The organism is Anaerotignum faecicola (assembly GCF_003865035.1).
Taxonomy (GTDB): domain Bacteria; phylum Bacillota; class Clostridia; order Lachnospirales; family Anaerotignaceae; genus Anaerotignum_A; species Anaerotignum_A faecicola.
In genome coordinates this window covers 46,553-71,050 of record NZ_BHVZ01000010.1, presented here as the reverse complement: position 1 = coordinate 71,050, position 24,498 = coordinate 46,553, and the positions used below count along the sequence as shown (strand labels likewise).

At 46.3% G+C, this 24,498-nt stretch carries 24 protein-coding genes; 12 read left to right on the top strand and 12 right to left on the bottom strand.

What is annotated here, in order from left to right; genetic code table 11:
* Positions 1-22: 22 nt before the first annotated feature.
* The 10 genes from EJE48_RS09260 to murA all read right to left on the bottom strand — a co-directional run bounded on the left by EJE48_RS09260 (position 23) and on the right by murA (position 9,757).
* Positions 23-613, bottom strand: coding sequence for an FMN-dependent NADH-azoreductase (locus tag EJE48_RS09260; protein WP_124984518.1), 591 nt, complete (start codon positions 611-613; stop codon positions 23-25).
* Between the two features lie 254 nt (positions 614-867).
* The gene (xerD, locus tag EJE48_RS09255; protein WP_118578872.1) at positions 868-1,752 is read right to left on the bottom strand and encodes a site-specific tyrosine recombinase XerD; all 885 of its coding nucleotides are present in this window, start codon (positions 1,750-1,752) and stop codon (positions 868-870) included.
* Between the two features lie 168 nt (positions 1,753-1,920).
* Positions 1,921-2,496: a stage II sporulation protein M gene (locus EJE48_RS09250; protein ID WP_160117345.1), complete on the bottom strand. Its 576-nt coding sequence runs from the start codon at positions 2,494-2,496 to the stop codon at positions 1,921-1,923.
* 41 nt (positions 2,497-2,537) lie between these two features.
* Entirely contained in the window at positions 2,538-3,071 is a 534-nt protein-coding gene (locus EJE48_RS09245) for an NUDIX hydrolase (RefSeq protein ID WP_016407350.1), read from the bottom strand.
* A 76-nt stretch (positions 3,072-3,147) separates the two neighbouring features.
* On the bottom strand, positions 3,148-4,344 hold the full coding sequence (locus EJE48_RS09240; protein ID WP_118580362.1) for a pyridoxal phosphate-dependent aminotransferase: 1,197 nt from the start codon (positions 4,342-4,344) through the stop codon (positions 3,148-3,150).
* 29 nt (positions 4,345-4,373) lie between these two features.
* Entirely contained in the window at positions 4,374-4,922 is a 549-nt protein-coding gene (locus EJE48_RS09235) for a hypothetical protein (RefSeq protein ID WP_016407352.1), read from the bottom strand.
* Positions 4,923-5,082: 160 nt separating this feature from the next.
* The gene (locus EJE48_RS09230) at positions 5,083-5,880 is read right to left on the bottom strand and encodes a sporulation initiation factor Spo0A C-terminal domain-containing protein (RefSeq protein ID WP_118578876.1); all 798 of its coding nucleotides are present in this window, start codon (positions 5,878-5,880) and stop codon (positions 5,083-5,085) included.
* A gap of 353 nt (positions 5,881-6,233) precedes the next feature.
* Complete coding sequence (gene ftsZ, locus EJE48_RS09225) at positions 6,234-7,418, bottom strand: cell division protein FtsZ (protein ID WP_118578878.1); 1,185 nt, start codon at positions 7,416-7,418, stop codon at positions 6,234-6,236.
* A 237-nt stretch (positions 7,419-7,655) separates the two neighbouring features.
* Positions 7,656-8,474, bottom strand: a complete 819-nt coding sequence (locus EJE48_RS09220; protein WP_118578880.1) for a cell division protein FtsQ/DivIB — start codon at positions 8,472-8,474, stop codon at positions 7,656-7,658.
* 20 nt (positions 8,475-8,494) lie between these two features.
* On the bottom strand, positions 8,495-9,757 hold the full coding sequence (gene murA, locus EJE48_RS09215) for a UDP-N-acetylglucosamine 1-carboxyvinyltransferase (RefSeq protein ID WP_118578882.1): 1,263 nt from the start codon (positions 9,755-9,757) through the stop codon (positions 8,495-8,497).
* Between the two features lie 139 nt (positions 9,758-9,896).
* Here murA and EJE48_RS09210 point away from each other — a divergent pair, with 139 nt between their 5' ends.
* Positions 9,897-10,826 carry a P1 family peptidase gene (locus EJE48_RS09210; RefSeq protein WP_118578884.1) on the top strand — a complete coding sequence of 310 codons (930 nt, stop codon included), beginning with the start codon at positions 9,897-9,899 and terminating at the stop codon, positions 10,824-10,826.
* A gap of 115 nt (positions 10,827-10,941) precedes the next feature.
* Positions 10,942-12,231: a glutamine-hydrolyzing GMP synthase gene (guaA, locus tag EJE48_RS09205; protein WP_124984517.1), complete on the top strand. Its 1,290-nt coding sequence runs from the start codon at positions 10,942-10,944 to the stop codon at positions 12,229-12,231.
* Between the two features lie 292 nt (positions 12,232-12,523).
* On the opposite strand, the gene EJE48_RS09200 is transcribed toward guaA, so the two are convergent.
* Positions 12,524-13,054 carry a helix-turn-helix domain-containing protein gene (locus EJE48_RS09200; RefSeq protein ID WP_009247529.1) on the bottom strand — a complete coding sequence of 177 codons (531 nt, stop codon included), beginning with the start codon at positions 13,052-13,054 and terminating at the stop codon, positions 12,524-12,526.
* A gap of 448 nt (positions 13,055-13,502) precedes the next feature.
* Between EJE48_RS09200 and EJE48_RS09195 the strand changes: the two genes are divergently transcribed.
* From EJE48_RS09195 to EJE48_RS09150, 10 genes are all read left to right on the top strand, one after another.
* Positions 13,503-13,691 carry a helix-turn-helix domain-containing protein gene (locus EJE48_RS09195; protein ID WP_009247528.1) on the top strand — a complete coding sequence of 63 codons (189 nt, stop codon included), beginning with the start codon at positions 13,503-13,505 and terminating at the stop codon, positions 13,689-13,691.
* Positions 13,692-14,783 carry a site-specific integrase gene (locus EJE48_RS09190; RefSeq protein WP_009247527.1) on the top strand — a complete coding sequence of 364 codons (1,092 nt, stop codon included), beginning with the start codon at positions 13,692-13,694 and terminating at the stop codon, positions 14,781-14,783.
* Positions 14,773-15,108 carry a plasmid mobilization protein gene (locus tag EJE48_RS09185; RefSeq protein ID WP_009247526.1) on the top strand — a complete coding sequence of 112 codons (336 nt, stop codon included), beginning with the start codon at positions 14,773-14,775 and terminating at the stop codon, positions 15,106-15,108. The genes EJE48_RS09190 and EJE48_RS09185 overlap by 11 nt, the downstream gene beginning before the upstream one ends.
* Positions 15,098-16,252, top strand: a complete 1,155-nt coding sequence (locus EJE48_RS09180; protein ID WP_055200169.1) for an AAA family ATPase — start codon at positions 15,098-15,100, stop codon at positions 16,250-16,252. The genes EJE48_RS09185 and EJE48_RS09180 overlap by 11 nt, the downstream gene beginning before the upstream one ends.
* A gap of 355 nt (positions 16,253-16,607) precedes the next feature.
* Complete coding sequence (locus tag EJE48_RS09175) at positions 16,608-17,747, top strand: plasmid recombination protein (RefSeq protein WP_019190307.1); 1,140 nt, start codon at positions 16,608-16,610, stop codon at positions 17,745-17,747.
* Between the two features lie 26 nt (positions 17,748-17,773).
* Positions 17,774-18,151 carry a TnpV protein gene (locus EJE48_RS09170; RefSeq protein ID WP_009247523.1) on the top strand — a complete coding sequence of 126 codons (378 nt, stop codon included), beginning with the start codon at positions 17,774-17,776 and terminating at the stop codon, positions 18,149-18,151.
* Between the two features lie 453 nt (positions 18,152-18,604).
* A complete protein-coding gene (locus EJE48_RS09165) occupies positions 18,605-20,149 on the top strand; it encodes an ATP-binding cassette domain-containing protein (RefSeq protein ID WP_009247522.1) in 1,545 nt (514 codons plus the stop codon).
* 84 nt (positions 20,150-20,233) lie between these two features.
* Positions 20,234-20,731: a nucleotidyltransferase domain-containing protein gene (locus EJE48_RS09160; protein ID WP_009247521.1), complete on the top strand. Its 498-nt coding sequence runs from the start codon at positions 20,234-20,236 to the stop codon at positions 20,729-20,731.
* A gap of 363 nt (positions 20,732-21,094) precedes the next feature.
* Entirely contained in the window at positions 21,095-22,012 is a 918-nt protein-coding gene (locus EJE48_RS09155) for a DUF4300 family protein (RefSeq protein ID WP_243108012.1), read from the top strand.
* A gap of 79 nt (positions 22,013-22,091) precedes the next feature.
* A complete protein-coding gene (locus tag EJE48_RS09150; protein ID WP_118582373.1) occupies positions 22,092-23,261 on the top strand; it encodes an iron-containing alcohol dehydrogenase in 1,170 nt (389 codons plus the stop codon).
* A gap of 190 nt (positions 23,262-23,451) precedes the next feature.
* On the opposite strand, the gene mnmA is transcribed toward EJE48_RS09150, so the two are convergent.
* On the bottom strand, positions 23,452-24,498 hold the full coding sequence (mnmA, locus tag EJE48_RS09145) for a tRNA 2-thiouridine(34) synthase MnmA (RefSeq protein WP_243108011.1): 1,047 nt from the start codon (positions 24,496-24,498) through the stop codon (positions 23,452-23,454).

Here is a 24,498-nt window from a genome sequence, read left to right as displayed (position 1 = left end):
TGTCATACCGTGTTTCTTTTATTTAAAATGCCTTTGCGACCTCTGCCGCCTTCTCCTTTGCCTGCTCCATCAGCTCCACAACAGGCCATGCGCCGATATCCAGCCCCTCCGCGGCAACGCAGTCGAATTTTGCAATGCCGAAGAACGCCGCCATCTGCTCCAAGTAGCGTGCGCCCTGCTCCATGGGGGAATCCGTATAAATACCGCCCCTTGCCGTCAGGAAAACCATGTGGTCTGCCTTACAAAGCCCATGCAGCCCTGTTTCATCCGAATGAAAGGTAATGCCGTCCACACAGAGGTTTTCGATATACACCTTCAAAAGCGCAGGAAAGCTTAAATCCCAGAAGGGCGCGGCAATCACGATTTTATCCGCCGCCGCAAACCGGTGCGCATAGCGGAAACGAGGATGGTCGAATTTTCCCTCCGCCAGAAGGGCTTCTCTCTGCAAAAAGAACCCATCGGAAAAATAAGATAAATTTTCATCCATCAGGCACAGCCGCTCAATTTCATACGCACCCGTTTCCTCTAATTTTTGGATAAAATACTCCGCCAGCTCCTTGGAGCGGGAAGCCTCCCTGCGGATGCAACAATCCACAAACAATACCTTTTTCATGCTTCTTCCCCCTTTTGCACAGAAATTCTTTTTTCGGTATATTTTTTCCAGTATAGCATACTTTCCGCGTTTCTTCAAAGGGGCTGTCCCTCCTAAAGCCTCGACAAATATTTCTCACAGCCCTTTGCGGAACAGACCTTCTTTCTTATCTTACTTTATCCGCCTTCCGAAAGCAACAAACGCTCCGTGGAGTGGTTTTCCCCATCAAAAAAGCTCTCCAAATCTCGTTGGAGAGCTTCGTCTTTCTTATGGATTTACGCACGGGGATGCGTTTTTGCGTATACATTTTTCAGCTTCTGATTCGTCAGCTTCGTATAAATCTGCGTGGTGGAAATATCGGAATGACCCAGCATTTCCTGCACAGAGCGCAAGTCCGCACCGTTTTCGATTAAGTGCGCCGCAAAGGAATGCCGCAGAATATGCGGTGTGATATCCTCCTCGATGCCCGCTCGCCTTGCATAGGATTTGATAATCTTCCAGAAGCCCTGTCTGGTCATGGGTCTGCCGTTGCAGTTGACAAACAGCGCCTCCTCCTCCGGAACGGAAATCATGTGCTCCCGCACCCGTTCCATATACTTATGCAGAGATGCCTTCGCCTGTGCGCCGATGGGAATGATACGGCTTTTTGCTTCGCTGCCGCAATGGATATATTCCAAGGGCAGATTCAAATCCGAAACCTTCAGAGAAATCAGCTCAGTCACGCGAATGCCGGTCGCATAAAGCAGCTCCAGCATGGCTTTATCGCGCACCTCCTTATCCTCTTCCCCTCTCGGCTGCTCCAAAAGCAGCTCCACCTTTTCCAGAGAAAGAATCTCAGGGGCTTTTTTCTCCACCTTCGGCAGCTCTATATCCGCCGCAGGGTTTTCCGTCACCATGCCCTTCTTCTGCAAAAACTGGTAAAAAGAACGAATGGACGCAATATTTCTGGAAACCGTTGCCCCTGCCTTTTTCTGCTTTTGCAGCTCATAGACATACGCCATCACATTCGTGCGATTCACCTTTGCGGCATCCGAAACTCCCGCCTCCTGCATAAAGCGGCAGAACCCCTTTAAATCTCTGCTGTAGGAGAGAACAGTATTTTCCGGTGATTTTTTTTCATTCCGTAAATATGCGGTAAAATCAGCAATACATTGTTCCATTTCAACAATCCCCTTCGTCTTTAGTTCTTTAAATTATACTTATTTTTCCATGGCTTGTCGATATGATTTGCTGAAAAATGTTAATTTTGTGAACTTTTTGTGAACAATTTGCAAAATTTCACATGAATTTTTTACAAAACAACGTTTATTTTTTTCGATAAGAAGCCCTCACAGCAGTAAAAGCATCCGTTCCACCCCAGAAGCCGCCGCAAGCAGCAGCACAGACCCCCCAAAGAGAATGCAATATTCCAGCTGCTTTCGCCGTTTTTCTCGCTTCAGCGTCCGCTTGCCGCCCTCCTCCTGCCAGGAAAGCAGATAATACACACAGGCGGACATCATCAGGATATAGCAGGGAATCAGCAGAAGATTCTGCGGCAGAAACGCAGTCGCGGAAAGAAGCACCCCCTTCATGCCATACGCCGCCATCATCATGGCAGAGGTGAAGCCGACACAGACGCTCCGAAACAGGAACGCCGCCCCCGCAAAGAAAAGCCCCAGCTGCATCCATCCCCCTAACCAGATGATGATATCATATTTCAGATATTTCCAGAAAATTGCCGCAAAGCTGATTTCGTCTCCATCTGCCAGCGCCTGCTGCAAAAATGCAGAAAGCTGCCCCTGCTGCCCCTGCGGCAGAAGATTCGCCAGAAGCGCGCCGCCTGCCGTCCCCAATAAAAAAGAAAGGCAGACAATGCCTATAATTCGTTGCAGCTGTTTGTCTGTCCTTCGTTTCTGCCTTTTCATTGCCATCCCCCCTGATACAAGGTATGGCTCGTCTGTTTTAATTATGCGTTTTTTCTTGCCTGCCATGCAAAAAGCGCCGCAATGGTCTTTCCGTCCTTGATTTCGCCCTTATGAATCATTGCAATGGCTTCCTCCAAAGTATATTTTTCAATCTCCACAAATTCATCCGCATCCAGCTTCTGTGTGCCTGCGGTCAGCTCTGTGGCGAAGAAAAGCTGAATTTTTTCCGTACAGAAGCCGACAGAGGGATACAGCTCGCAGAGAAATTCCGCTCTGCCTGCCCTTTTGCCCGTTTCCTCCTCCAGCTCGCGCAGCACGGCTGCTTCGCCGCTTTCGCCCTCCTCTATCACACCGGCAGGGATTTCCAGCAGCATTTCCCGAAACGGATGCCGATACTGGCGGACAAACAGAAGCCTCCCATCCGTATCCACCGCAAGCACGCCTGCGGCGTTTTTCTTGCGGATTACGGTTTCGCGATAGGCCTCACTGCCATCCGGCATCCGCAGCTTATCGACCGTAATCGTCACAATCTTCCCTTCATAGGTTTTCCTGCTTTCCAAAACCTCATAGCTCATTGGCTCGCTTCCTTTCTCCTGAAAAAGGCGGCACTCCCTTTATCGTTCAGATATAAGATGCACCGCCTGCGTTTTCTTATTTCAATTCCTTTACCATTTCTTCGATTCTGTCCATGCCTTTTTTAATCAGCTCCATGCTCGTTGCATAGGAAAGGCGGATATAATCGGGCATGCCGAAATCGGCACAGGGCACAACCGCCACATACTTCTTTTCCAGAAGAATGGATGCGAAATCCGCCGCCGATTCGATTTTCTGCCCCTCGTATGCCTTGCCGTACAGTCCGGAAACATCCACAAACAGATAGAAGGCACCTTCGGGCTTGAGTGCGGAAATGCCGGGGATGGCTTCCTCTCTTTCATAAATGTAATCTCTGCGTTTTTTAAATTCCACGCACATTTCTGCCACACAATCCTGCGGACCATTCAGCGCAACCACCGTTGCCGCCTGTGCGATGGAGTTGGGGTTAGAAGCCATGTGGGACTGCAGGGATGCCATCAGCTTTGCAATCGGCAAGGGTGCCGCCGCATAGCCGATTCTCCAGCCTGTCATAGCGTAGCTTTTGGAAACACCGTTGATGACAATGGTTCTGTCATAAATATCCTGCCCAAGGGATGCAATGCTGATGTGCTGCTTATCATCCTCGTAAATCAGCTTTTCGTAAATTTCATCGGAAACCACCAGAATATCATGGCTGACCGCAAATTCTGCCACCATTTCCAGATCTGCTCTGCTCATCACCTGCCCTGTGGGGTTGGAGGGTGTTGTCAGCACAACTGCCTTTGTTTTTGCAGAATAGGCATTTTCCAGTTCCTCCTTGGTCATCATGAAGCCGTTTTCCTTTTTCGTATGAATAATCACAGGCACACCGCCGGCAATACGCACCATTTCCGCATAGCTTAACCAGAAGGGCGCAGGAATAATCACCTCGTCCCCCTCATGCAGGATTGCCATGAAGGTATTCATCAGGGAATGCTTTGCGCCGTTGCTGATTACCACCTGTGCCGGTTCGTATTCCAGACCATTATCCCGTTTCAGCTTATCGCAAACCGCCTGTCTCAGCTCCGGTGTCCCTGCCGCAGGGGTATAGCGTGTCTGCCCGTTCTGAATGGCATCAATGCCTGCCTGCGCGATGTGTGCAGGGGTATCAAAATCGGGTTCCCCTGCGCCGAAGGAAACCACATCCACCCCCGCTGCCTTCATTTCAGCCGCACGGGAGGAAATTGCCATTGTTGTAGAAGGTTTGATGCTCATTGCTTTTTTCGATAATTCCATTTTCTTCACCTCATTATTTTCTTTTGTACTCATGCCTGCCGTCTGCCAAGGAAAATACGCACCCCGAAGATGCCCATTGCCGCAAGGCAGACAACCATGAATTTGAGATACATCATCGGTCTCACCTCATCGCTGAACTGAATCCCGATGTCATTGCCAAAGCGAACCGTTGCCTGATAGGCAATCGCGCCATCGTTTACGGAATAGGTGATGCTGTCACCCGTTATGGTGTCGTTCCTCTCCGCATAAACAATATTTTCCGCAGGCTCCTCTCCCTGCACGCCGGTATAAAATTCCAGCTCCTTATATTTATCAAAAAACATGCTGCGTCCATAGGTTGCACATGCCCGTTTGCCGTCTGCCGTCTGCATGGCAAAGGTAATGCTGTTGCCATAGGTTTCGGAAATTACCTCACCCTCGCCGCTGACACTGCGCGCGGCTGCCTCCTTGCGGAATACGCCCTCCAGCTCATCCGGCTGATAGGGATGCCGCCCGATGCCATTGAACAGCAGAAAGCCTGCCAATGCAACAACCACCATCGTCAAAACGCCTTTCAGCACTGCTTTTTTCGTATCCATCCCAACCGCCCCTTTTCTGTTTTTCTCAAAAATACTCTTTCTAGTTTCTTATTTTATAATGATATGGCAAGAATTACAATGAAAATTTGTGAATTTCGACCGAAAAAAAGAACGAATTGTCATACAACAAGCTTCGTTCCTTTTTTCTTCTTATTTATTTTCAGCTAATTTTTTTCGATTTTCCTTTTTCCTTAATGCGAAAATATTCCGACAGGGCGGCAATGAACTGCCCATTCGTCGGCTTTTCAGTCGGCAGATAGCCTGCTACCTCAAAATAAACCTGCGGCCCGTTCTTCTTCCATACGCTTTCGATTGCGTGGCGAATGGCTCTTTCCACCTTGCTTGCGGTTGTTTTATACTGCTTGGCAATATCGGGATACAGCCCCTTCGTAATGCCGACCAGCACATCCTGATTTTCCACTGCCATCATCACCGCTTTGCGAATAAAGTGGTACCCCTTTATGCTGGCAGAGATTCCCATGCGACTGAGCAGAATGGAAATTTCGCTTTCCAGCTCCTCGAAAGGATTTTCCCTCCGCTCCGCTGCTTTCGGTTTTGCTGCTTCCTTTGTTGGCGTTTCCTGCTTCAGCATCTGATGGATGCGCTCCAGCAGAAGCTCCCCCTGAATCGGCTTCGCCATATAATACTCCGCACCAAGGCTGATTGCCTGCCGCACCAGCTTATCGCTGTCAATCGCGGAAATAAAAATGCAGATACACGGAAGTCCCCTCTTTTTGATGTTTTCCAGAACCCATAAGCCATCTCGCTCCCCCAATAGGATATCTGTCAGAAGCACAGCAGGCTTTTTCTGTATCACCAAATCCAGCAGGGCCACACCGTTGTCCGCCATGCCTACCACTGTCATATCCCCCCTTCTTTCCAGACAGCGCTTCAAGCGTTGCAGATAAAATCCGTCTCGATCCGCCAATACCACTTTTGTTCTTTCCTTTTCTTTCATAAAATACACCCCAATTCTTACTTTGCTGCTCCTTCTCCAAAAGAGAAGGAGGAAGATGCCCCTCTTCCGTTTTTTATTATAAGATAATTTATCTGATTTTGCTACAGATTCCGAACGAAATACACAATTTTCAAACTGAAAATGACGCAAAATAAATTGTTTTGGCAAAAATACAATCTTATCTTTATTTGCTATCCGCACTTTTCCACAAAAAAACAATATTTTTTCTATTATTTTTGTTCTTTATTTCGGTTGTTTTTCACAAAAAAACCTCATACCGCAGAACAGACTCCACGGATATGAGGTTTAAAAATCGAATTATGTAATTTTTTGTCTGAATTGATTGCAGAAAATCAGAATTTCTTTCTTGTCAGAAAATCAGGAATCTTGATTTCGGATTCATAATCATAATCCAAATCTGCGAATCTTCTTGCGGCAGGACGTGCGTCCTCCTGTGCGGGTTCTTCGGAAGCCTCCTCTGTTTCCGCAGCATGCTCCTCTTCTCTTTCTGCTCTTTCTGCTCTTTCGCCTCTTGCAGCAATGGTTTCCGCAAAGGAACGTCTGGCAGGTGCTTCTGTGTGCGCTTCATCCTCCAGACCTGTTGCGATAACCGTAACCACAACCTCGTCATTCAGCTCTTCATTCAATGTAGTACCGAAGATGATTTCTGCTTCGGGGTCAATAGCTTCTCTAATCAGCTCTGCTGCTTCCTCTGTTTCCATCAGACCAAGGTTCATGTCACCGCTGAAGTTAATCAGGATATGCTTTGCACCCTCGATGGTTGTTTCCAAGAGAGGGCTCTGGATTGCCATTTTCGCAGCAACCTCAGCCTTATTTTCACCGCTTGCGCGACCGATGCCCATGTGTGCAATGCCTCTGTTTGCCATGATAGTTCTGACATCAGCAAAGTCCAGATTGATAACGCCGGGCTTGGAAATCAGATCGGCAATACCCTGTACCCCCTGCAGCAGAATTTCATCCGCCTTGCGGAAGGCCTCTGTCAGGGTTGTTTTCTTATCAATAATGGAAAGCAGTCTCTGGTTGGGGATGATAACCAGCGTATCTACGTTCTTTTTCAGCTCTGCAATGCCCTTTTCCGCATTGCCCATTCTTTTCTTGCCTTCAAAATTGAAGGGCTTTGTCACAACGCCGACCGTCAGGATGCCCAGCTCCTTGGAAATGGACGCAATGCGGGGAGCCGCACCTGTGCCTGTGCCGCCGCCCATGCCTGCGGTAATGAACACCATATCGGAACCACGCAGTGCCTGCGCGATATCATCCTGTGTTTCATCCACGGAGCGCTGACCGATTTCAGGGTTGCCGCCTGCGCCCAAACCCTTTGTCAGCTTTTCGCCAATCTGGATTTTCGTTGCGGATTTGGATTTAGACAGAGCCTGTCCGTCTGTATTGATGGAAATGAATTCCACCCCATCCAAGCCGTCTTCAATCATTCTATCTACTGCGTTGTTGCCGCCGCCGCCAACACCGATTACTTTAATCTGCGCCATATTACTCATAGGGATATCTAATTCGAGCATGCTATAATCTCCTCCTAGGTTGTTCTGAAAATTTATCAACTTATATTATACACGAAAGAAAAGCCGATTGCCATAGCAAAAACAAGTTTTCCTGCGAATTTTTGCTTTTTTTTAAACGCCTTTTTCCGTTTTTGTCAGTTATATTCTATCATAGTATCTTTTCTCTTTTTATTCAAGCAGAAAATAACAAATTCAGCAAAAAATATTTCAGTGCCGTTTTCTTTTTTCTCCGTCCCATCAGGTCAGGTATTGGAAGGTAACATTCGCCTTGGGGTTGTCCAATCCGCTGAGGTCTAAAATCCCTCTGTCCTCCTTGGGAATCTTTTTTACAATCTGCTGCATATACTGAATTTTCATATCACCGTTCGTCATATTCCCCAGATGAATCTGCACCTGATTCACATAGGCATAAATATCCTTCGGCTTGGAAACATCAATTTCCACAACCTCATCCAGAAGCTCATATTTTTCCATCAGCTGCGAAATTTCCAGAATCACCGCAAGCGCATCCGTATTCTGCACGGGAAGGATTTCCCCCTCCGTAAAGCTGTCAAATTTCAGTCCCTTGACCAGCGGCAGTGCATCCCTACAGCTGCCCGCCACCTCAAGCACACGCCCTTCCTCGTCTATGTAGAGGTACGACCCCATATAGGGCACATACCCTCTCGCCTTTCTTTCCTTTATCGTTATCCTCATGGTATGGGGCAGCTTGGCGGAAAGCTTCGCAGAGGCGATATACGGGCTTTTCTCAAGCGTTTTTTCCGCTCTGCCTTTGCTGAACAGAAGCAGATTATCCCCCTTGGAAAGACCGATTTTTTCGCAAAGCGCAGATGTCGTAAACTGGCTTGCGCCATTCACCTCTATCTTTTTCACCGAAAACAGTGGCGAAAACAGCACGCATGCAGCCACAACCACCACAAGCACCAGCGCAATCACGATTTTCTGGTCAAGCCCCTTTTTCTGCGGCTTTTTCTGATAGTAGCCGATTTCCTCCATCAGGTCAATATCAAGCATTTCCTGTGGTTTTTTCTGTTGTTTGTTCTTCCGATGAAACATATCGTATCCTTTCTGTTCTATCAGCCCTGCTCTGTCAGACGAATCTCGCCGCCCAAAAGCGAAAGCGCAGTCTCTATTTTTTCATAGCCACGCTCCACAAATTCCGCGCCATGCACAAGGCTTTCGCCCTCCGCCGCAAGTGCCGCGCACAAAAGCGCCGCCCCACAGCGCAAATCCTTGGCAAAAACCTCCGCACCAAAGAGCCGCTCCACGCCGAAAACCGAAGCCCTTCTCCCCGCAATGCGGATATCGGCTCCCATGCGGCAAAGCCCCTCTGCCTGCGAAAAACGGGCTTCAAACACTGTTTCACTAATCATACAATGTCCTTTCGCCAATGTCAATAAAGCCATCAGCAAAGGCTGCATATCCGTCGGGAAGGCAGGAAACGGCCCCGTTATAATCGAAAAATCCGACAGCAGCCGCCTTGGCGGACGCATCCACAGGAGACCTCCCTCCTCCCAGAAAAGCCGACAGCCCGTCATCCGCAGGGCTTCCGAAACCGCGCCAAGCTGCTCTCGCTCCAGTCCCTTCAAGCATAGCTCTCCCCCTGTCATGGCGGCGGCACAGAGAAACGTACCGCCCTCGATACGGTCGGCAGGAATCGTGAAAACCGCCCCATGCAGCCGCTTCACCCCCTCAATCAGAAGGCTGCCCGTTCCCTCGCCGTAAATTTCCGCCCCCATGGCACGCAGAAACCGCACCAGAGCTACAATCTCCGGCTCTCTCGCGGCGTTATGCAGCACCGTTACCCCCTCCGCACACACCGCCAGAAGCAGAATGTTTTCCGTTGCGCCTACGCTCGGAAACGGCAAATCAATCCGACACCCCTGTAGCCGTTCCGCCCTGCAATCAAGAATCTCGTTTTCCTCCGCAATGGAAACGCCCATCCTGCGAAAGGCGGCAAGGTGCAAATCTATCGGGCGTTTGCCAATCGCACAGCCACCGGGATACGCAATCCTGCCCGCACCGCTTCTGCCAAGCATTGCCCCCAGAAAGAGGATGGAGGAACGCATTTTCCGCACCGTTTCGCCGCAAAGCGCGGTCACCTGCATCTCGCGGCTGTCTATCACCGCCGTCCGCCCCGTCAGCGTAACAGAGCAGCCAAGCTCCCGCAGAATTTCCAGCGTCTGCGATACATCCCGAATCTGCGGCAGATTTTCCAGAACCACCTCATCCGCCGCAAGCACGCACGCCGCCAGAATGGGCAAAGCGGCATTCTTGCTCCCCCGCACCGCAAATTCTCCCTCTATCCGCTTCCCGCCCCGCACCAGATATGTCCCCATGGCGTTCCCTCCAAAAATTCCTTTACCTTCATGCTATCGGCAGAGAGCCCATTCGGTGCGTGTTTTATATTTACAAAAAAGAGAAAAACAGCTAAAATCAAGAGGAAACGATACTTTTGGACAAAAAGGAGTGCTTCAGATGGAATTAAAAAGAAATATCCTTGATATAAAGGGCATAAGGGTGGGACAGGCGGAAAATCCGACTGCGAAAACAGGTGTAAGCGTTGTGCTTGCAGAGACCGGCGCGATTTGTGGCGTGGATGTGCGCGGCGCAGGCCCCGGCACGAGAGAAACCGACCTTTTAAACCCCATCAATACCGTGGAGAAGGTGCATGCCGTTGTGCTTTCGGGCGGCTCTGCCTTCGGCTTGGAGGCGGCAAGCGGTGTCATGAACTGGCTTGAAAAAAGGGGCATCGGCTTTGATGTCGGCGTAACAAGCGTACCCATCGTCCCCTCTGCGGTGCTGTTTGATTTGGAATATGGGGATGCCTTCGTTCGCCCCGATAAGGAAATGGGCATGCAGGCATGCGAAAACGCCTCCGATTCTGTCCTTCTGGAAGGTGATTACGGCGCAGGCTGCGGCGCAACGGTCGGCAAGCTGCGCGGCATGGCGCATTGCACAAACAGCGGCATCGGCTCATGGAGCGAGGAAACGCCAAACGGGATTCACGTGGCAGCGCTGATTGCGGTCAATGCCATCGGGGATGTTTACGAAAACGGCAGCATCATCGCAGGCACAAGGGCAGATGACGGCAGCTTTACCTCTACAGAGGAGGGCTTTTTGCAGATGGCATCCAATTTTTCCATCAGCGGCAAAAACACCACCATCGGCGTAGTCGCAACCAATGTGAAGCTGACAAAGGCACAGGCAACAAAGGTGGCAGGCATGGCGCATGACGGACTGGCACGCTGCATCCGCCCGATTCATACCTCCCTTGACGGAGATACGATTTTCTGCCTTTCCACAGGCGAGCTGGAATTCCCCGAAAACCCCGTAGATACGGTCGGTATCCTTGCCGCAAGGGTAGCGGAGCAGGCAATTATCCGCGCGGTGAAGGCAGCAAAATAATTTTTCGGAAAATATCGATTTTCTGTTTTCCGATTCCCTTCGCTATGGTACAATAAAATATCATAGTAAATATCATACAGAACAGTTACATGGTTATCAGCATTAGGAGGTACTTATGAAGCAGGACATGATTTTGATTCTGGATCTGGGCAGTGAGGAAAATCCCAAGATTGCCCGCGAGATTCGTGCATTAGGAGTTTATACGGAAATTCATCCCCACGATATTACCGCAGAGGAGCTGGCAAAGCTGCCCGGCGTAAAGGGGATTATCTTAAACGGCGGCGTGAACCGCGTGGTGGATGGCGTGGAAATTGATGCATCCGAGGCGGTTTACAACGCAGGCCTTCCTATTTTAAAGGCAGACCATAAAGGCGGCGCGGCTTTCCCTGCGGATGATGCAGAAAGAGAAACAGTTCTGAAGCATTTCGTATTCGATACCTGCAAGGCAGAAGCCAACTGGAACATGGAAAACTTCATTGCCGACCAGATTGAACTCATCAAGCGTCAGGTTGGCGATAAAAAGGTTCTGCTGGCGCTCTCCGGCGGCGTGGATTCCTCTGTTGTTGCGGCGCTTTTGATTCGTGCCATCGGCAAGCAGCTGACCTGCGTGCATGTAAACCACGGTCTGCTGCGCAAGGGCGAGCCCGAACAGGTGGTTCAGGTGTTCCGCGATGAAATGGATGCAAACCTGATTTATGTAGATGCCGTTGACCGCTTCCTGGATAAGCTGGCAGGCGTTGCCGACCCCGAACAGAAGCGTAAAATCATCGGCGCGGAATTTATTCGCGTATTCGAGGAGGAAGCAAGAAAGCTGGAAGGCATTGAATTCCTCGGTCAGGGAACGATTTACCCCGATATCATCGAATCCGGCACAAAAACCGTAAAGGTAATCAAATCTCACCATAACGTCGGCGGTCTGCCTGAGGATTTGGATTTTGCACTGGTAGAGCCTCTGAAAATGCTGTTTAAGGACGAGGTGCGTGCCTGCGGCAAGGCTCTGGGTCTGCCCGACAGCATGGTTTACAGACAGCCCTTCCCCGGTCCCGGTCTGGGCGTGCGCTGTCTGGGTGCCATCACAAGAGACAGATTGGAGGCTGTGCGCGAATCCGATGCCATCCTGCGTGAGGAATTTGCAAAGAACGGTCTGGAGGGCAAGGTTTGGCAGTATTTCACCGCTATCCCCGATTTGAAATCCGTTGGCGTGAAGGATAATAAGCGCGTGGATGAATGGTGCGCCATCATCCGTGCCGTAAATACAATCGATGCTATGACCGCAACCGTAGAAAATGTACCCTTTGAGCTGCTGCAGCATATCACCGACCGTATCACACATGAGGTTAAGGGCATAAATCGCGTGCTGTTCGATTTGACACCCAAGCCCACCGGTACGATTGAGTTTGAATAAATCGAGTTGCTTAAAAAAGCCAGTGTTTATGCGGGTTTCAGCGATTTCGATTAGTCTTTTGATAACAAATTGATAACAGTCATAGCAAGTGCCATTATTCTTGTTATCCAGTGGTTTATGGGTAACGGAACAATTAACAGGTGGCTTGCAGACTAAAGTTCGGAGCTTGGCTCTGAACAAATTCCATATTATAAACTAAGCCCTTAGCTGTGGTTAATAACCATAGTTAAGGGCTTTTTTGTCGTTGCCAAAGCATCTGTAGGGAGCTGCCAGTGGCAGGTCCTGTAGGTGCTTATTTATCTTTCAAGTGGTCTTTGAATGCTTCCACGAGAGCGTCACTTAATTCCTGTGATGGAACTTTTGCCCAACGCTGTGTGGTGTCGAACTCTGGATAATGGTAACGCCAGTTATCGTATTCTTCTCTGTTGATTTCTTCGGAAGATAGCTTGTCTGCCTGTTCTTTCCAAGCATACAGCATTTTGAGGAGTTCATATGCTTCTCTGCCTTTGTCCTTGTTGACCTTTAAGCATACCTCTCCGTCTGCTTCACTGACAGTAAGACCGTAAATATCTTCAAGGGTAAACAGAGTGTGCATAAGACCGATATAGCTGTCTATGTCAGGAACATCAAGAGCCTGTGGAGAAACATCAAGCACCTGTGCCAATGCATTTGTAAGGTCTGCTTTCGGTTTGCGTGTACCAGTTTCGTACTGTGCCAAACGCACATCAGCACTCTTTTCTGGAAAACCGATTGCTGTACCGAGATACTTTTGTGTCATACCACGCATTAGTCTGAAAAAATGTATTCTTTCGCTGATAGCCATAATGATACGCTCCTTTTATATTTAGTGAAATAAGTATAGCAGAAATGTTTAGTGGAAGTCAAGAAAAACCGAAACAAAAATGTTTAATATTTTCTTTGCAACCACTTGACAATAGCAAATATGTTTAGTAAAATAAATTACGAATTAAACAAATATGCTTAATGCGACAACTGAATGACCGTCCGAAAAGCCAAACCGCCAAGACCTCGTCGGAGCAAGTTCCGTATCGTTCGCTTGTGTGCAAGCACAAAAGCTCATTCGCTGCACTGCTCCTCCTCTTCCCCAAAAGTCTCCGACTTTTCGGGAACCCCTATACGAGCGAGCGCCTGATGTACTGCGGTGCATTGGGACAGCACAGCGCCTGCCGACAAGCAGGAGTGCCTGTTGGAACTTTAACACGGAGAAAGCGGCAAGCAAAAAATTATTTTAAGAAAGGAAGAAAAAGGATATGGAAAACAGATTTATCCGAGCCGAAGATGTGGCTCAGGAACTAAACGTATCAAAACCTTATGCATATAAACTCATCAGACAATTAAATGAGGAATTGAAAGCAAAGGGCTTTATTACGATTGCAGGGCGTGTAAATCGCCAGTATTTTTACGAAAGGCTCTACGGAGCAGGAAAGGGGGAAATGTAAATGCCGGTATTTAAGAATGAAGATAACGGTACTTGGTATGTGATGGCAAGGTATGTGAACTGGAAAGGGGAACGCAAGCAGAAATGCAAGCGTGGCTTTGCTACCAAACGAGAAGCACAGGAATGGGAAAGAATGTTCAAATTGCAGACTTCTTCAGACCTTGATATGAGTTTTGAAGCCTTTACGGAGCTTTATATCAATGATGTGAAGAACCGTTTGAAGGAAAACACGTGGCTTACCAAAGAGCATATCATACGCACAAAGATACTTCCGTATTTCGGGAAACTGAAAATCAGCGAGATTTCCACAAAGGAGATTATTACTTGGCAGAATGAAATGCTTGCCTATCGTGATGAGAAGAAAAAGCCTTATTCACAGACGTATCTGAAAACGCTGCACAATCAGTTGTCCGCCATTTTCAATCACGCTGTCCGCTACTATGAACTGCGTTCCAATCCTGCGGCAAAGGTGGGAAATATGGGACGTGAGGAACACAAGGAAATGCTGTTCTGGACAAAGGAAGAATACAAGAAATTCTCTTTTGAGATGATGGACAAGCCTGTTTCCTTTTATGCGTTTGAAATGCTTTACTGGTGCGGTATCCGAGAGGGCGAGCTGTTAGCTTTGACTCCGGCAGATTTCAACTTTGATAAGGAAACAGTCACAATCAATAAATCCTATCAGCGTTTGAAAGGGCAGGATGTGATTACTTCTCCGAAAACGAAAAAGAGCAACCGCACGATTAAAATGCCGAAGTTTCTGTGTGAGGAAATGAAAGAATATCTCGGTATGCTTTACGGATTGAAGAAGAAAGACCGTATCTTTACGGTGACGAAAAGCTATCTTCATCACGAGATGGACAGAGGGGCAAAGGCGGCAGGCGTGAAGCGTATCCGCATTCACGATCTCCGTCACAGCCACATTTCACTCTTGATTGATATGGGCTTTTCTGCGGTGGCGATTGCTGACCGAGTTGGTCACGAAAGTATTGATATTACTTATCAGTACGCACACCTCTTTCCGTCAAAGCAGATTGAGATGGCAGAAAAATTAGATGATTTAGGGAAAGGAGATTTTGAAAATGTCAGCTAAGAACAGAGATAACAAAAATCGTTGGAGGAATATCACAGTAGGGTTTCGAGTATCGCCCGAAGAAAACGAACTCATTAACAGAGCTGTAGCTCTATCAGGATTGCCAAAACAGGAGTATTGTTACCGCCGTTGCTTAAATCAGGATGTGGTGGTACAGGGCAATCCGAGAGTGTATAAGGCGTTGAAAACGGAATTTGCCACAGTCCTTGCGGAACTGAAAAGGATTGAAGCAGGAAAAGGTGTGGATGATGAACTGCTGAGTGTAATAGAACTGATTTCCATTATTCTCGGCGGTTTGAAAGGAGAGGATGCGAATGGAGAATAAAAAAGAAATGACTATTCCAAATGTATCTGCGGCAACAGATGCGGAACAGTCACTTTCCAAATGTACTGACAATAGTATAGTCAATCAGGATACGGATTTCAAGGGGTACGAGCAATCTTTTGAAGAAATGCAAAGGGAAATACTCAGACAGTTAGACCCTTCCTATCTGAAAACAGTATCAATGACAACGCTGTATGATACGGTGTTTGAGGTTCAGACACCACTTATCGACGGTCTGCTCCAAAGGGGAACTTACCTTTTCGTAGGTTCCCCGAAAGTGGGAAAGAGCTTTATGATGGCACAGCTTGCCTATCATATCAGCACAGGCACACCGCTTTGGGAGTATAAGGTGCGTAAGGCAACGGTGCTTTATTTTGCCCTTGAAGATGATTACCCACGTTTGCAGAAGCGATTGTTTCAGATGTTCGGTGCAAAGGAGACAGGCAATCTGTATTTCGCAACGGAATGTAAAACGGTCAATGGCGGACTGGAAGAACAGATAAGAGGGTTTATGAGGGAACACCCAGACACAGGCTTGATTATCATAGACACCTTAAAGCGTGTGCGTGAAGCAGGCGGAGCAGATTACAGCTACGCAAGTGATTATGATGTTGTGGCAAGGCTGAAAGCGTTGGCAGACAGTTACAAGGTTTCAATGCTTATTGTTCATCATACACGCAAACAAAAATCGGAAGATATATTCGATATGATTTCAGGCACGAATGGTCTGATGGGTGCGGCAGACGGTGCATTTGTTCTCAGTAAGGACAAGCGTGCTTCCAACAATGCCACACTTGATGTTGCTGGCAGAGACCAGCAGGATATGAAAATCCATCTTGTAAGGGACAGCGAGCGATTGGTGTGGAACTTTGCAAAATCGGAAACGGAGATGTGGAAAGAACCGCCCGAACCTCTGCTTGAGAAGATAGCGGATACGCTCTTTTCGGAAAGTGACAGATGGGAAGGAACTGCTTCGGAACTTTGCGAAAGGCTTGCGGTGGATATAAAGCCGAATGTACTTTCTTTAAGGCTCAGTATCAACGCAAGCAGGCTGTTTCGTGATTACGGTATCCGTTATCAGAACAGCCGCACACACGACGGAAGAAAGGTTTCACTTTGGAAAGAAACCGAGCAGACGGCGTGACAAACGGTGTCAAAGGTGTCAATGTTTTTGAGAGCAGCACGCTGTGAAAAACATTGTCACCATCGTCACACTTTGACACCGGATAAAGTTTAGGGGAGTGTGCAGAGAGTGCCTTTTCAAAGGCGGCTCTTTGGTCTCGCCTGCTGGCTCGGTCGGTTCGCAGGCGTGTGTGCCACCGGCACACGCTCACCCCTCGGAGAGCCTTCGGAGAACGCAAAACCTGTTTACAGGTCGCATTTTTGATGGGTGTACCCGTCAAAAGTGCTTTTGCGTTACTTTTGACAAAAGTAACAAAACCTGAGAATGTTGAAATTTACAGATGGGAGATGAAAAAATGCAGAGAACGATAAGTGCAATGGTCGGTAAAGGCTCGGTCAATCACAATAGCCGAAAGTTCCGAGCAGAAAATGTAGACGGAACTCGTACTCATCTCAATATCGACTACTGCAATGAAAATATAAAGACAGTTTATCACGAATTGTTTGATGAAGCATTGGAAAGATACAATGCCAAGCAGATAAGGTCAGACCGAAAGATAAAAGATTATTATGAAAAAATCCGAAGTTCCAAGCAGGAAAAACCGTTCCACGAAATCATTTTACAGGTGGGCGGTAAGGGAAATATGAACGCCGATACGGAAAACGGAGAACTGGCAAAGCAGATTTTAGATGAATACTATCAGGGTTTTCAGGAGCGAAATCCACAGCTTCGGGTGTTCTCGGCTCATCTGCATATGGATGAAGCTACACCACATCTGCACATAGATTTTGTACCTTTTACCACAGGCAGCAAGCGTGGACTTGATACAAGAGTGTCACTAAAGCAGGCTCTTGCAACGCAAGGTTTTAAGGGCGGCAGTCGTGGCGATACGGAGTGGTCGCAATGGATACAGTCCGAAAAAGAACAGCTTGCGGCGGTGATGGAACGTTATGGGATTGAGTGGGAACATTTAGGCACACACGAAAAACATCTTTCTGTTTTGGATTATAAAAAGCAGGAAAGAGAAAAAGAAGTGGCGGCATTAGGTGCGAAAATCGAGCAGAAACAGATTGAATTTGATGTGTTGTCGGAACGAGTATTGAACTATGATAAGGCAAAAGACGAGCTGTCAAATCTTGAAATAGAGCTTGATACTGCACCGAAATATCAGTTGCCAGAACCAGAGAAATTTATGACTGCAAAGGCATATAAAACCAAAATGGCAGAGCCGGTTGTAAGGAAATTGAAGCAACTTGTCAAAACGGTGCTTGCCCGCTGCTTTGAGGGGTGGGACAACTATCATAGGCTGAATACAGCGAATGCACAGTTATACCGCACCAATCAGCGTTTGGAGAAAGTCAATGAAAGATTGACCGAAGAAAACAAAATCCTAAAAGCAGAAAATAAAGATTACAGCCTGCTCCGTAAGGTTTTTGGTCGCAAACAGATAGATGATTTGTTGGAGCAGGCAAGAACAGTTAAAGGTCGCAAGCGTGATAATACACGATCACGATAGACAAAAATCACAGGAGGAAAAGGAAAATGACAAAGACAATTTTTGAAGAAATGGGCGGAACTTATAGACAGGTGGGTGATTATTTATTGCCGAACATCACAGTACCAGCCGAAGAAGAAATAGAGCCGATTGGTTTATGGGGGAAACGACATGCAAGGCATTTAAAGGAACACTATAAAGTGTTATATATGAACCTGCTGACAAGCGGAAAGCTGCATAGTTATCTTGCAGAAGTCGATAAGCAAGCAGAGGATATGTTTCTTCGACTGGTAAAGGAATATGCCGACAGACAAGATGTGACGGAACAATTAAAGAAAGATAATCCCTACGAATGGATTGGAAGAATGAATAATATTCAGGCTTGTGTGAGGGAAGTTGTAGGAACGGAGTTGATTTACACATAAGCGTTTTACGGTATGGTGCTCCTGCGTTTGCTGGAGTGCTGTGGTTGTGGTTGTAAAGAGGTTGTGAAAGATTGAATTTCGTAATGGTTGGATGTATAATTAGGAAGTGAAAATTTTAATTTGCACTTCCATAAGGTGAAATGTATTGACACAAAAAATACAGTATGATAGTATTGCCATTAGAAGAAAGAAAGGCACATTTTGTGTAAGGTGAGGAAATGATTAATAGATAATTTGATTTAAGTAAGACACATATAGTTATTGAGCCTGTAGAGAATAGGTTTGTTTTGTGTACGCTTAAGTTGGATTATCGCAAGAGGCATTTCCTTTGTTTTCCTTTTGGAAAAGAAATAAGGGTCTATTTAGCGAGTCTATTTTTGCGTATGCAAAAAAGACTCGTTTTTGTGTGTTCAAAATAATAATTGGCTCAGACTTCGAAAAGGAGAAACTTTAATGTTGCAGATAAAAAAATTAAATTTAACACATAAAAAAGACCTGAGAATAATTCTTAATGATTTCAACCTTGTGCTAAATGATGGAGATAAGGCAGTTATTATTGGAGAAGAGGGAAATGGGAAATCGACATTAATGAAGTGGATATACAATCCGTCGCTTGTAGAAAACTATATAGAAGCAGATGGGGAAAGGATAATGGGACACGAACGTCTTGGTTATCTTCCGCAGGAGATGCTCGATGAAGATAAGGAAAAAACAATATACGAATATTTTTCTGAAGAGGAAATATTCTGGGAGAAAACGCCTAAAGAATTGTCTGTTATTGCGGGAAAATTTGGAATGAAAAATGATTTTTTCTACAGTAACCAGACAATGGGTAGTCTTTCAGGAGGCGAAAAAGTCAAGACACAACTTATGAGGCTTTTCATTCGCGATGTTTCTGTGCTGTTGTTGGACGAACCTTCCAATGACATCGACATTGCGACGCTTACATTACTGGAAAAAATCATAAATGACTGGAAGCACATTGTGCTTTTTATTTCACACGATGAAACGCTGATAGAGCGTACTGCCAACATGGTGATACATATCGAGCAGATTATACGAAAAACAAAGGCGAGATATACCGTGGCAAAGCTTCCCTATAGACGCTATGTGGAAGAACGGCTTCATAAATTTGAAATCCAAAAACAGCGGGCACTGAGTGACCGTAGGGAGAAAAAGATTCGCGATGAAAAATATCAAAGAGTTATGCAGAGTGTACAAGGTGCATTAAGAAGTTGTACCAGACAAGCACCGTCTGTTGCCAAAAACTTAAAGGACAAAATGCATACGGTTAAGGCAATGGAACGAAGATTTGAAAAAGAAGATGAAAATATGACTCAGATGCCGGAACAGGAAGAAGCAATCTTTGTCAAATTAGGGGATGAAAACTCACACATTCCCGCAGGAAAAACGGTCATAGAATATGAACTTTCAAAGCTTGTGACTCCGGATGGCAAAAGAATTTTAGCAGAAGGAATTCATTTAAAAATAAAAGGTTCAGAAAAAATCTGTATGATAGGAGCCAACGGGGCAGGAAAAACGACTCTTCTAAAAAAGATAGCGGAAGAACTCCTAAATCGGAATGACATTAAAGCAGAATATATGCCTCAAACTTATGAAGACCTGCTGGATTTGGATGTTACACCGGTTGATTACCTTGATAAAACAGGAGATAAAGAAGAGCGTACAAGAATTAGAACATACCTTGGTTCACTTAAATACACACCAGATGAAATGGAGCATCCGATTCGGGAGTTATCAGGCGGACAAAAGGCGAAAGTGCTTCTCTTGAGGATGAGCTTAAGTGGTGCAAATGTTCTTATTCTGGATGAACCGACAAGAAATTTTTCACCATTGTCCGGTCCGGTAATAAGAAAAATGCTCCGAGAATTTCCGGGGGCTGTCATTAGCATTTCTCACGATAGAAAGTATATTGAAGAGGTGTGCGATAAAATATATCAGCTAAATCCTAATGGATTACAGCTAATTGGTGATTGATAACAAAAAGGATGAAAGACTGACAAATTTCAGGCTTTTAGTGAGTTGGAAAGCATACAAAGATTTGAATTTGGAGGATAGATTATGGTACGTACAGAAGATGCATGTGAAATTATAAAATATGCTTTGCAAAACGAAATTAAAGTATATTTAGATGGCGGATGGGGTGTTGATGCACTTCTTAAAAGAGAATCAAGAATACACAATGATATTGATTTGTTTGTTGAACTGAAACATTATCATGATTATATTTATGTGATTAAGCAGCATGGATTTGAGGAAGTAAATACTGATTATACAACGGATGGTCATACTGTCTGGAAAGATGATAAACAAAGAATCATTGATTTACATTGTTTTGAATTTACAGATGACGGAATTGTTTATGAGGGAGATATATTTCCATCAAAAACTTTTTCCGGTATTGGAAAAGTTGGAGATATAACTGTTTCTTGTATTGAACCATTGAGTCAGGTAATGCTTCATTTGGGATATGAACACGATAAAAATGATGTGCATGATGTGATGCTGTTGTGTGAAACATTTCAAATAGCAATACCAGATGAATATAAGGAAAAGTAAAATTTCAGTTTTGTGTTGAATCTCTAAGCAAAATAGCTTATAATTTGACATGCTACATATAGTTATTATCCACAGTTATCGAGTAGGTGTTATCAATGCCGATAACAAAATGATAACATTAGCTCGTATAGGCAGGATAATATGGATATATCAAATAATCAAAAGAACGAGAAACATTACAGAGAATAATTCCTAAACAAAAAGCGTTAGTCTTTGTAGAATGGGAATAATCTGAACTACCGTAAAAATCCAATATTTATCCGGTTTGCGCCAGTCTTGCAACATTTCGACCGGCGCATTCTTGGCTAACACCTTGAAAGAAGTATGCTCCACCCAAATCCATTATAAGGAAGGTAGATGCACATGAATTTGAAAAAATATGCCACCCTGCTGCTGGCTGCAAGCCTAACCCTAAGCGGCTTTTGCGGCTGTGCAGCAACAAAAGCAGACAGCCAACAGCTGCCACTGAAAACCGCTGTATATTCCAATCTGACGGATGAAGAATCTCGCAGCCTGCTTCGCCAAGGTCTCTCGGATGCTGGGGTAAAGGAAAACAGAATTGATACCCTTTTTGCCAAGGTCGATGCCTTTCGTGCAGATGTAAAAAGTGAGTGGCTAACGAAGGGCTTTGAAAGCGCGGCACCAACTGAAACCAAATATGATCCCTATGAAATGCAGGATGCTTGGATGAAAAAAAACGGCAGCTTTCCCGGATATAATTGCAGGATCACAGCCTTCAGTCTATTCGGCGACTTTGTCACAGTGGGAGCTAATCAGCCGAATACCCAAGGCGAGGATGCGCTTTTTCTGGATCTTGAAACGCTTTCTGCGGATTCCTCTGTTCTCTGCGGAGACAGTACCGCCAAATTCTGTGCTCTGTTCGCACCTGTAAATGCTGCAAACAGTACCGATGTAACCGAGCAGGTCAAGGCTCTGCAGGCAGGCTGGAGGGAACGCGGCATTTCGTTTACAGACGACAAGGCACGCCTGATCTCCGTCGTTCTGCATGACAAATTTTCGGATACGGATAATACGCTTTTTATCGGTCATGTCGGCATTTTGCTTCCCGCAGAAAACGGAGAGCTTTATTTTATCGAGAAGGTCGCCTTCCAGGAGCCATATCGTCTGGTAAAATTAAAAAATCGGACAGAGCTGAGTGATTATCTCATGGAAAAATATGATGTTGCGTGGGAGCAGGATACAACACGGCCGTTCATCATGGAAAATGACAATCTGCTGGAGGGATACCGCCAAAATCCCCTCGCACAACCCACAGAATAAATACGACTAAAATAAGAGCAGTCATCAAAAGGTGCATGATTTTTATAAGAATTAAAAAGAAAGGCATGGGTGAGCAATTATGTTAGGTAACTTTTCTTACTGCAATCCAACCAAGCTGTATTTCGGGAAAAAATCCTTGAACTACCTCAATGACGAACTATCCAAGTACGGCAAAAATGTTGTGCTGATATACGGCGGCGGCTCCATTAAGAAAAATGGAATTTATGATGCCGTAACTGCTCTTTTAAAGAAAAATAATAAAACTGTTGCAGAGATTAGCGGTGTTATGCCCAATCCCACCGTTGCAAAGCTGCATGAGGGAATTGAAATTGCCCGTGCGCATAAGGCAGATTTACTGCTTGCTGTAGGCGGCGGCTCTGTCTGCGATTATTCCAAGGCTGTCTCTGTTTCCGTTCATTGCGAGGAGGAGCCTTGGGAGAAATACTTTGTTCGCTTTGAAGAACCGAGCTGCGAAATCGTCCCTGTCGGCTGCGTCCTCACCATGGTCGGCACCGGCTCCGAAATGAACGCAGGTAGCGTGATTACCAACACAGAAACACATCAGAAAATTGCTCATGTTTTTGCCGATGAAAAAATCATGCCTCGGTTTACGATATTGAATCCTGAATATACGTTTACACTGCCGAAATATCAGATGGTTTCCGGTATATATGATATTTTCAATCATATCTGCGAGCAATATTTTTCGGATGAAGATGACAACACCAGTGATTACATCAGCGAGGGCTTAATGCGCTCTGTCATTCATTCCAGCCGCATAGCCGTACAAAATCCACTGGATTATGAAGCGCGCAGCAATCTCATGTGGACAGCCACATGGGCACTGAATACGCTCATTGACAAAGGAAAGCATACCGACTGGATGGTGCACATGCTTGGGCAGGCAGTCGGAGGCTATACTGATGCGACCCACGGCATGACGCTTTCTGCGGTATCCCTGCCATATTATCGCCATATACTGCCCTATGCCATCCCGAAATTCAAGCGTTTTGCTGTGAATGTCTGGAACATCAATGCAGAGGGCAAGGCAACAGAGCAAGTAGCACAGGAGGGTCTCTCTGCTATGGAAGACTGGATGCGTGAAATCGGCGTAGTGCTGCATCTTGCAGAGCTTGGCGTAACCGAGGATATGCTGGAGAGCATCGCAGATGTCACATTGATTCTGAAGGGCGGCTATCACGTTCCCAATCGAGCGGAAATCATCGAAATTTTAAAAGAAAGTCTTTGATTTTACTCAAGTAAATCAAAAAAAATACGATACACATTTCGACCCCACCGGGCAGAACCGAATTTTCGGCTTCTGCCCTTTGTGCTGTGAAGCATTTTTTCAAAAAGAAACAGGCCGACATTTGCCAACCCGTTTCCCTTGAATCCTCCCCTTTTGCATTTTCAAAAAAGCTTTTTCATTTTTGGCTTAATTACAATACAAATCCGCCACCGGCAACAAATTCCCCATCATACAGCACAAGTGACTGCCCGGGCGTGATCGCTCTTTGCGGTTCATCAAAGACAACCTCTAATTTATCCTCCCCGACCATCCGCACAGTACACCATGCAGGCTTATGCGCATAGCGGATTTTCGCCAGAAAACGCTGTCCGTCCTCAAATTTATCATACGCCATGTATGCCAGATTGTCGGCACAAAGCGTTGTCCGGAATAATGCCGCATTATCGGAAAGAACAACCTCGTTTTTTTCCGTATCCAAACGATACACAAAGGCAGGCTTGCCAAGCGCAATGCCAAGCCCCTTTCTCTGCCCGATGGTATAATGAATCAAGCCCTTGTGCTTACCTAAAATAGTCCCGTCCATATCTACAAAATTACCGGGCGTTTCCGTCAGCTTGCCCTCTCTTTCAATGAAGGCGGCATAATCCCCATCGGGAATAAAGCAGATATCCTGACTTTCGCCTTTTTTTGCCACAAAGCCGTCCACAGCCTCCGCAATCTTACGCACCTCGTCCTTGGTATATTCCCCAATAGGCAGAAGCATTGCGCCAAGCTGCTCCTGTGTCAGCCGATAAAGCGCATACGTCTGGTCTTTTTCGGCGGTTGCAGAATTTCGGATGGCATAACGTCCCGTTTTCGGATGCTTTTCGATACGGGCATAGTGCCCCGTTGCAATGTACTTCCCACCGATTTCCTTTGCCTTATCCAGAAGGGATTTTTCCTTTACCATGCGGTTGCAGACGATACAGGGGTTCGGGGTTACGCCCTTTTGATACTGTCCGATAAAATCATTCACCACACAGGTACGGAAGGCTTCTCTGCAATCCAGTACCTCATGGGAAATCCCGATGGAATCTGCCACCCGTTTTGCATCGGCAATCGCCTTCTCTGTGCCTTCTCCGTCCCACATCCGCAGTGTTACGCCTGTCACCTCATAGCCCTGCTTGTTTAAAAGATATGCCGCAACCGTGCTGTCCACGCCGCCGCTCATCCCTACTACTACCTTTCCTTTGTTCAT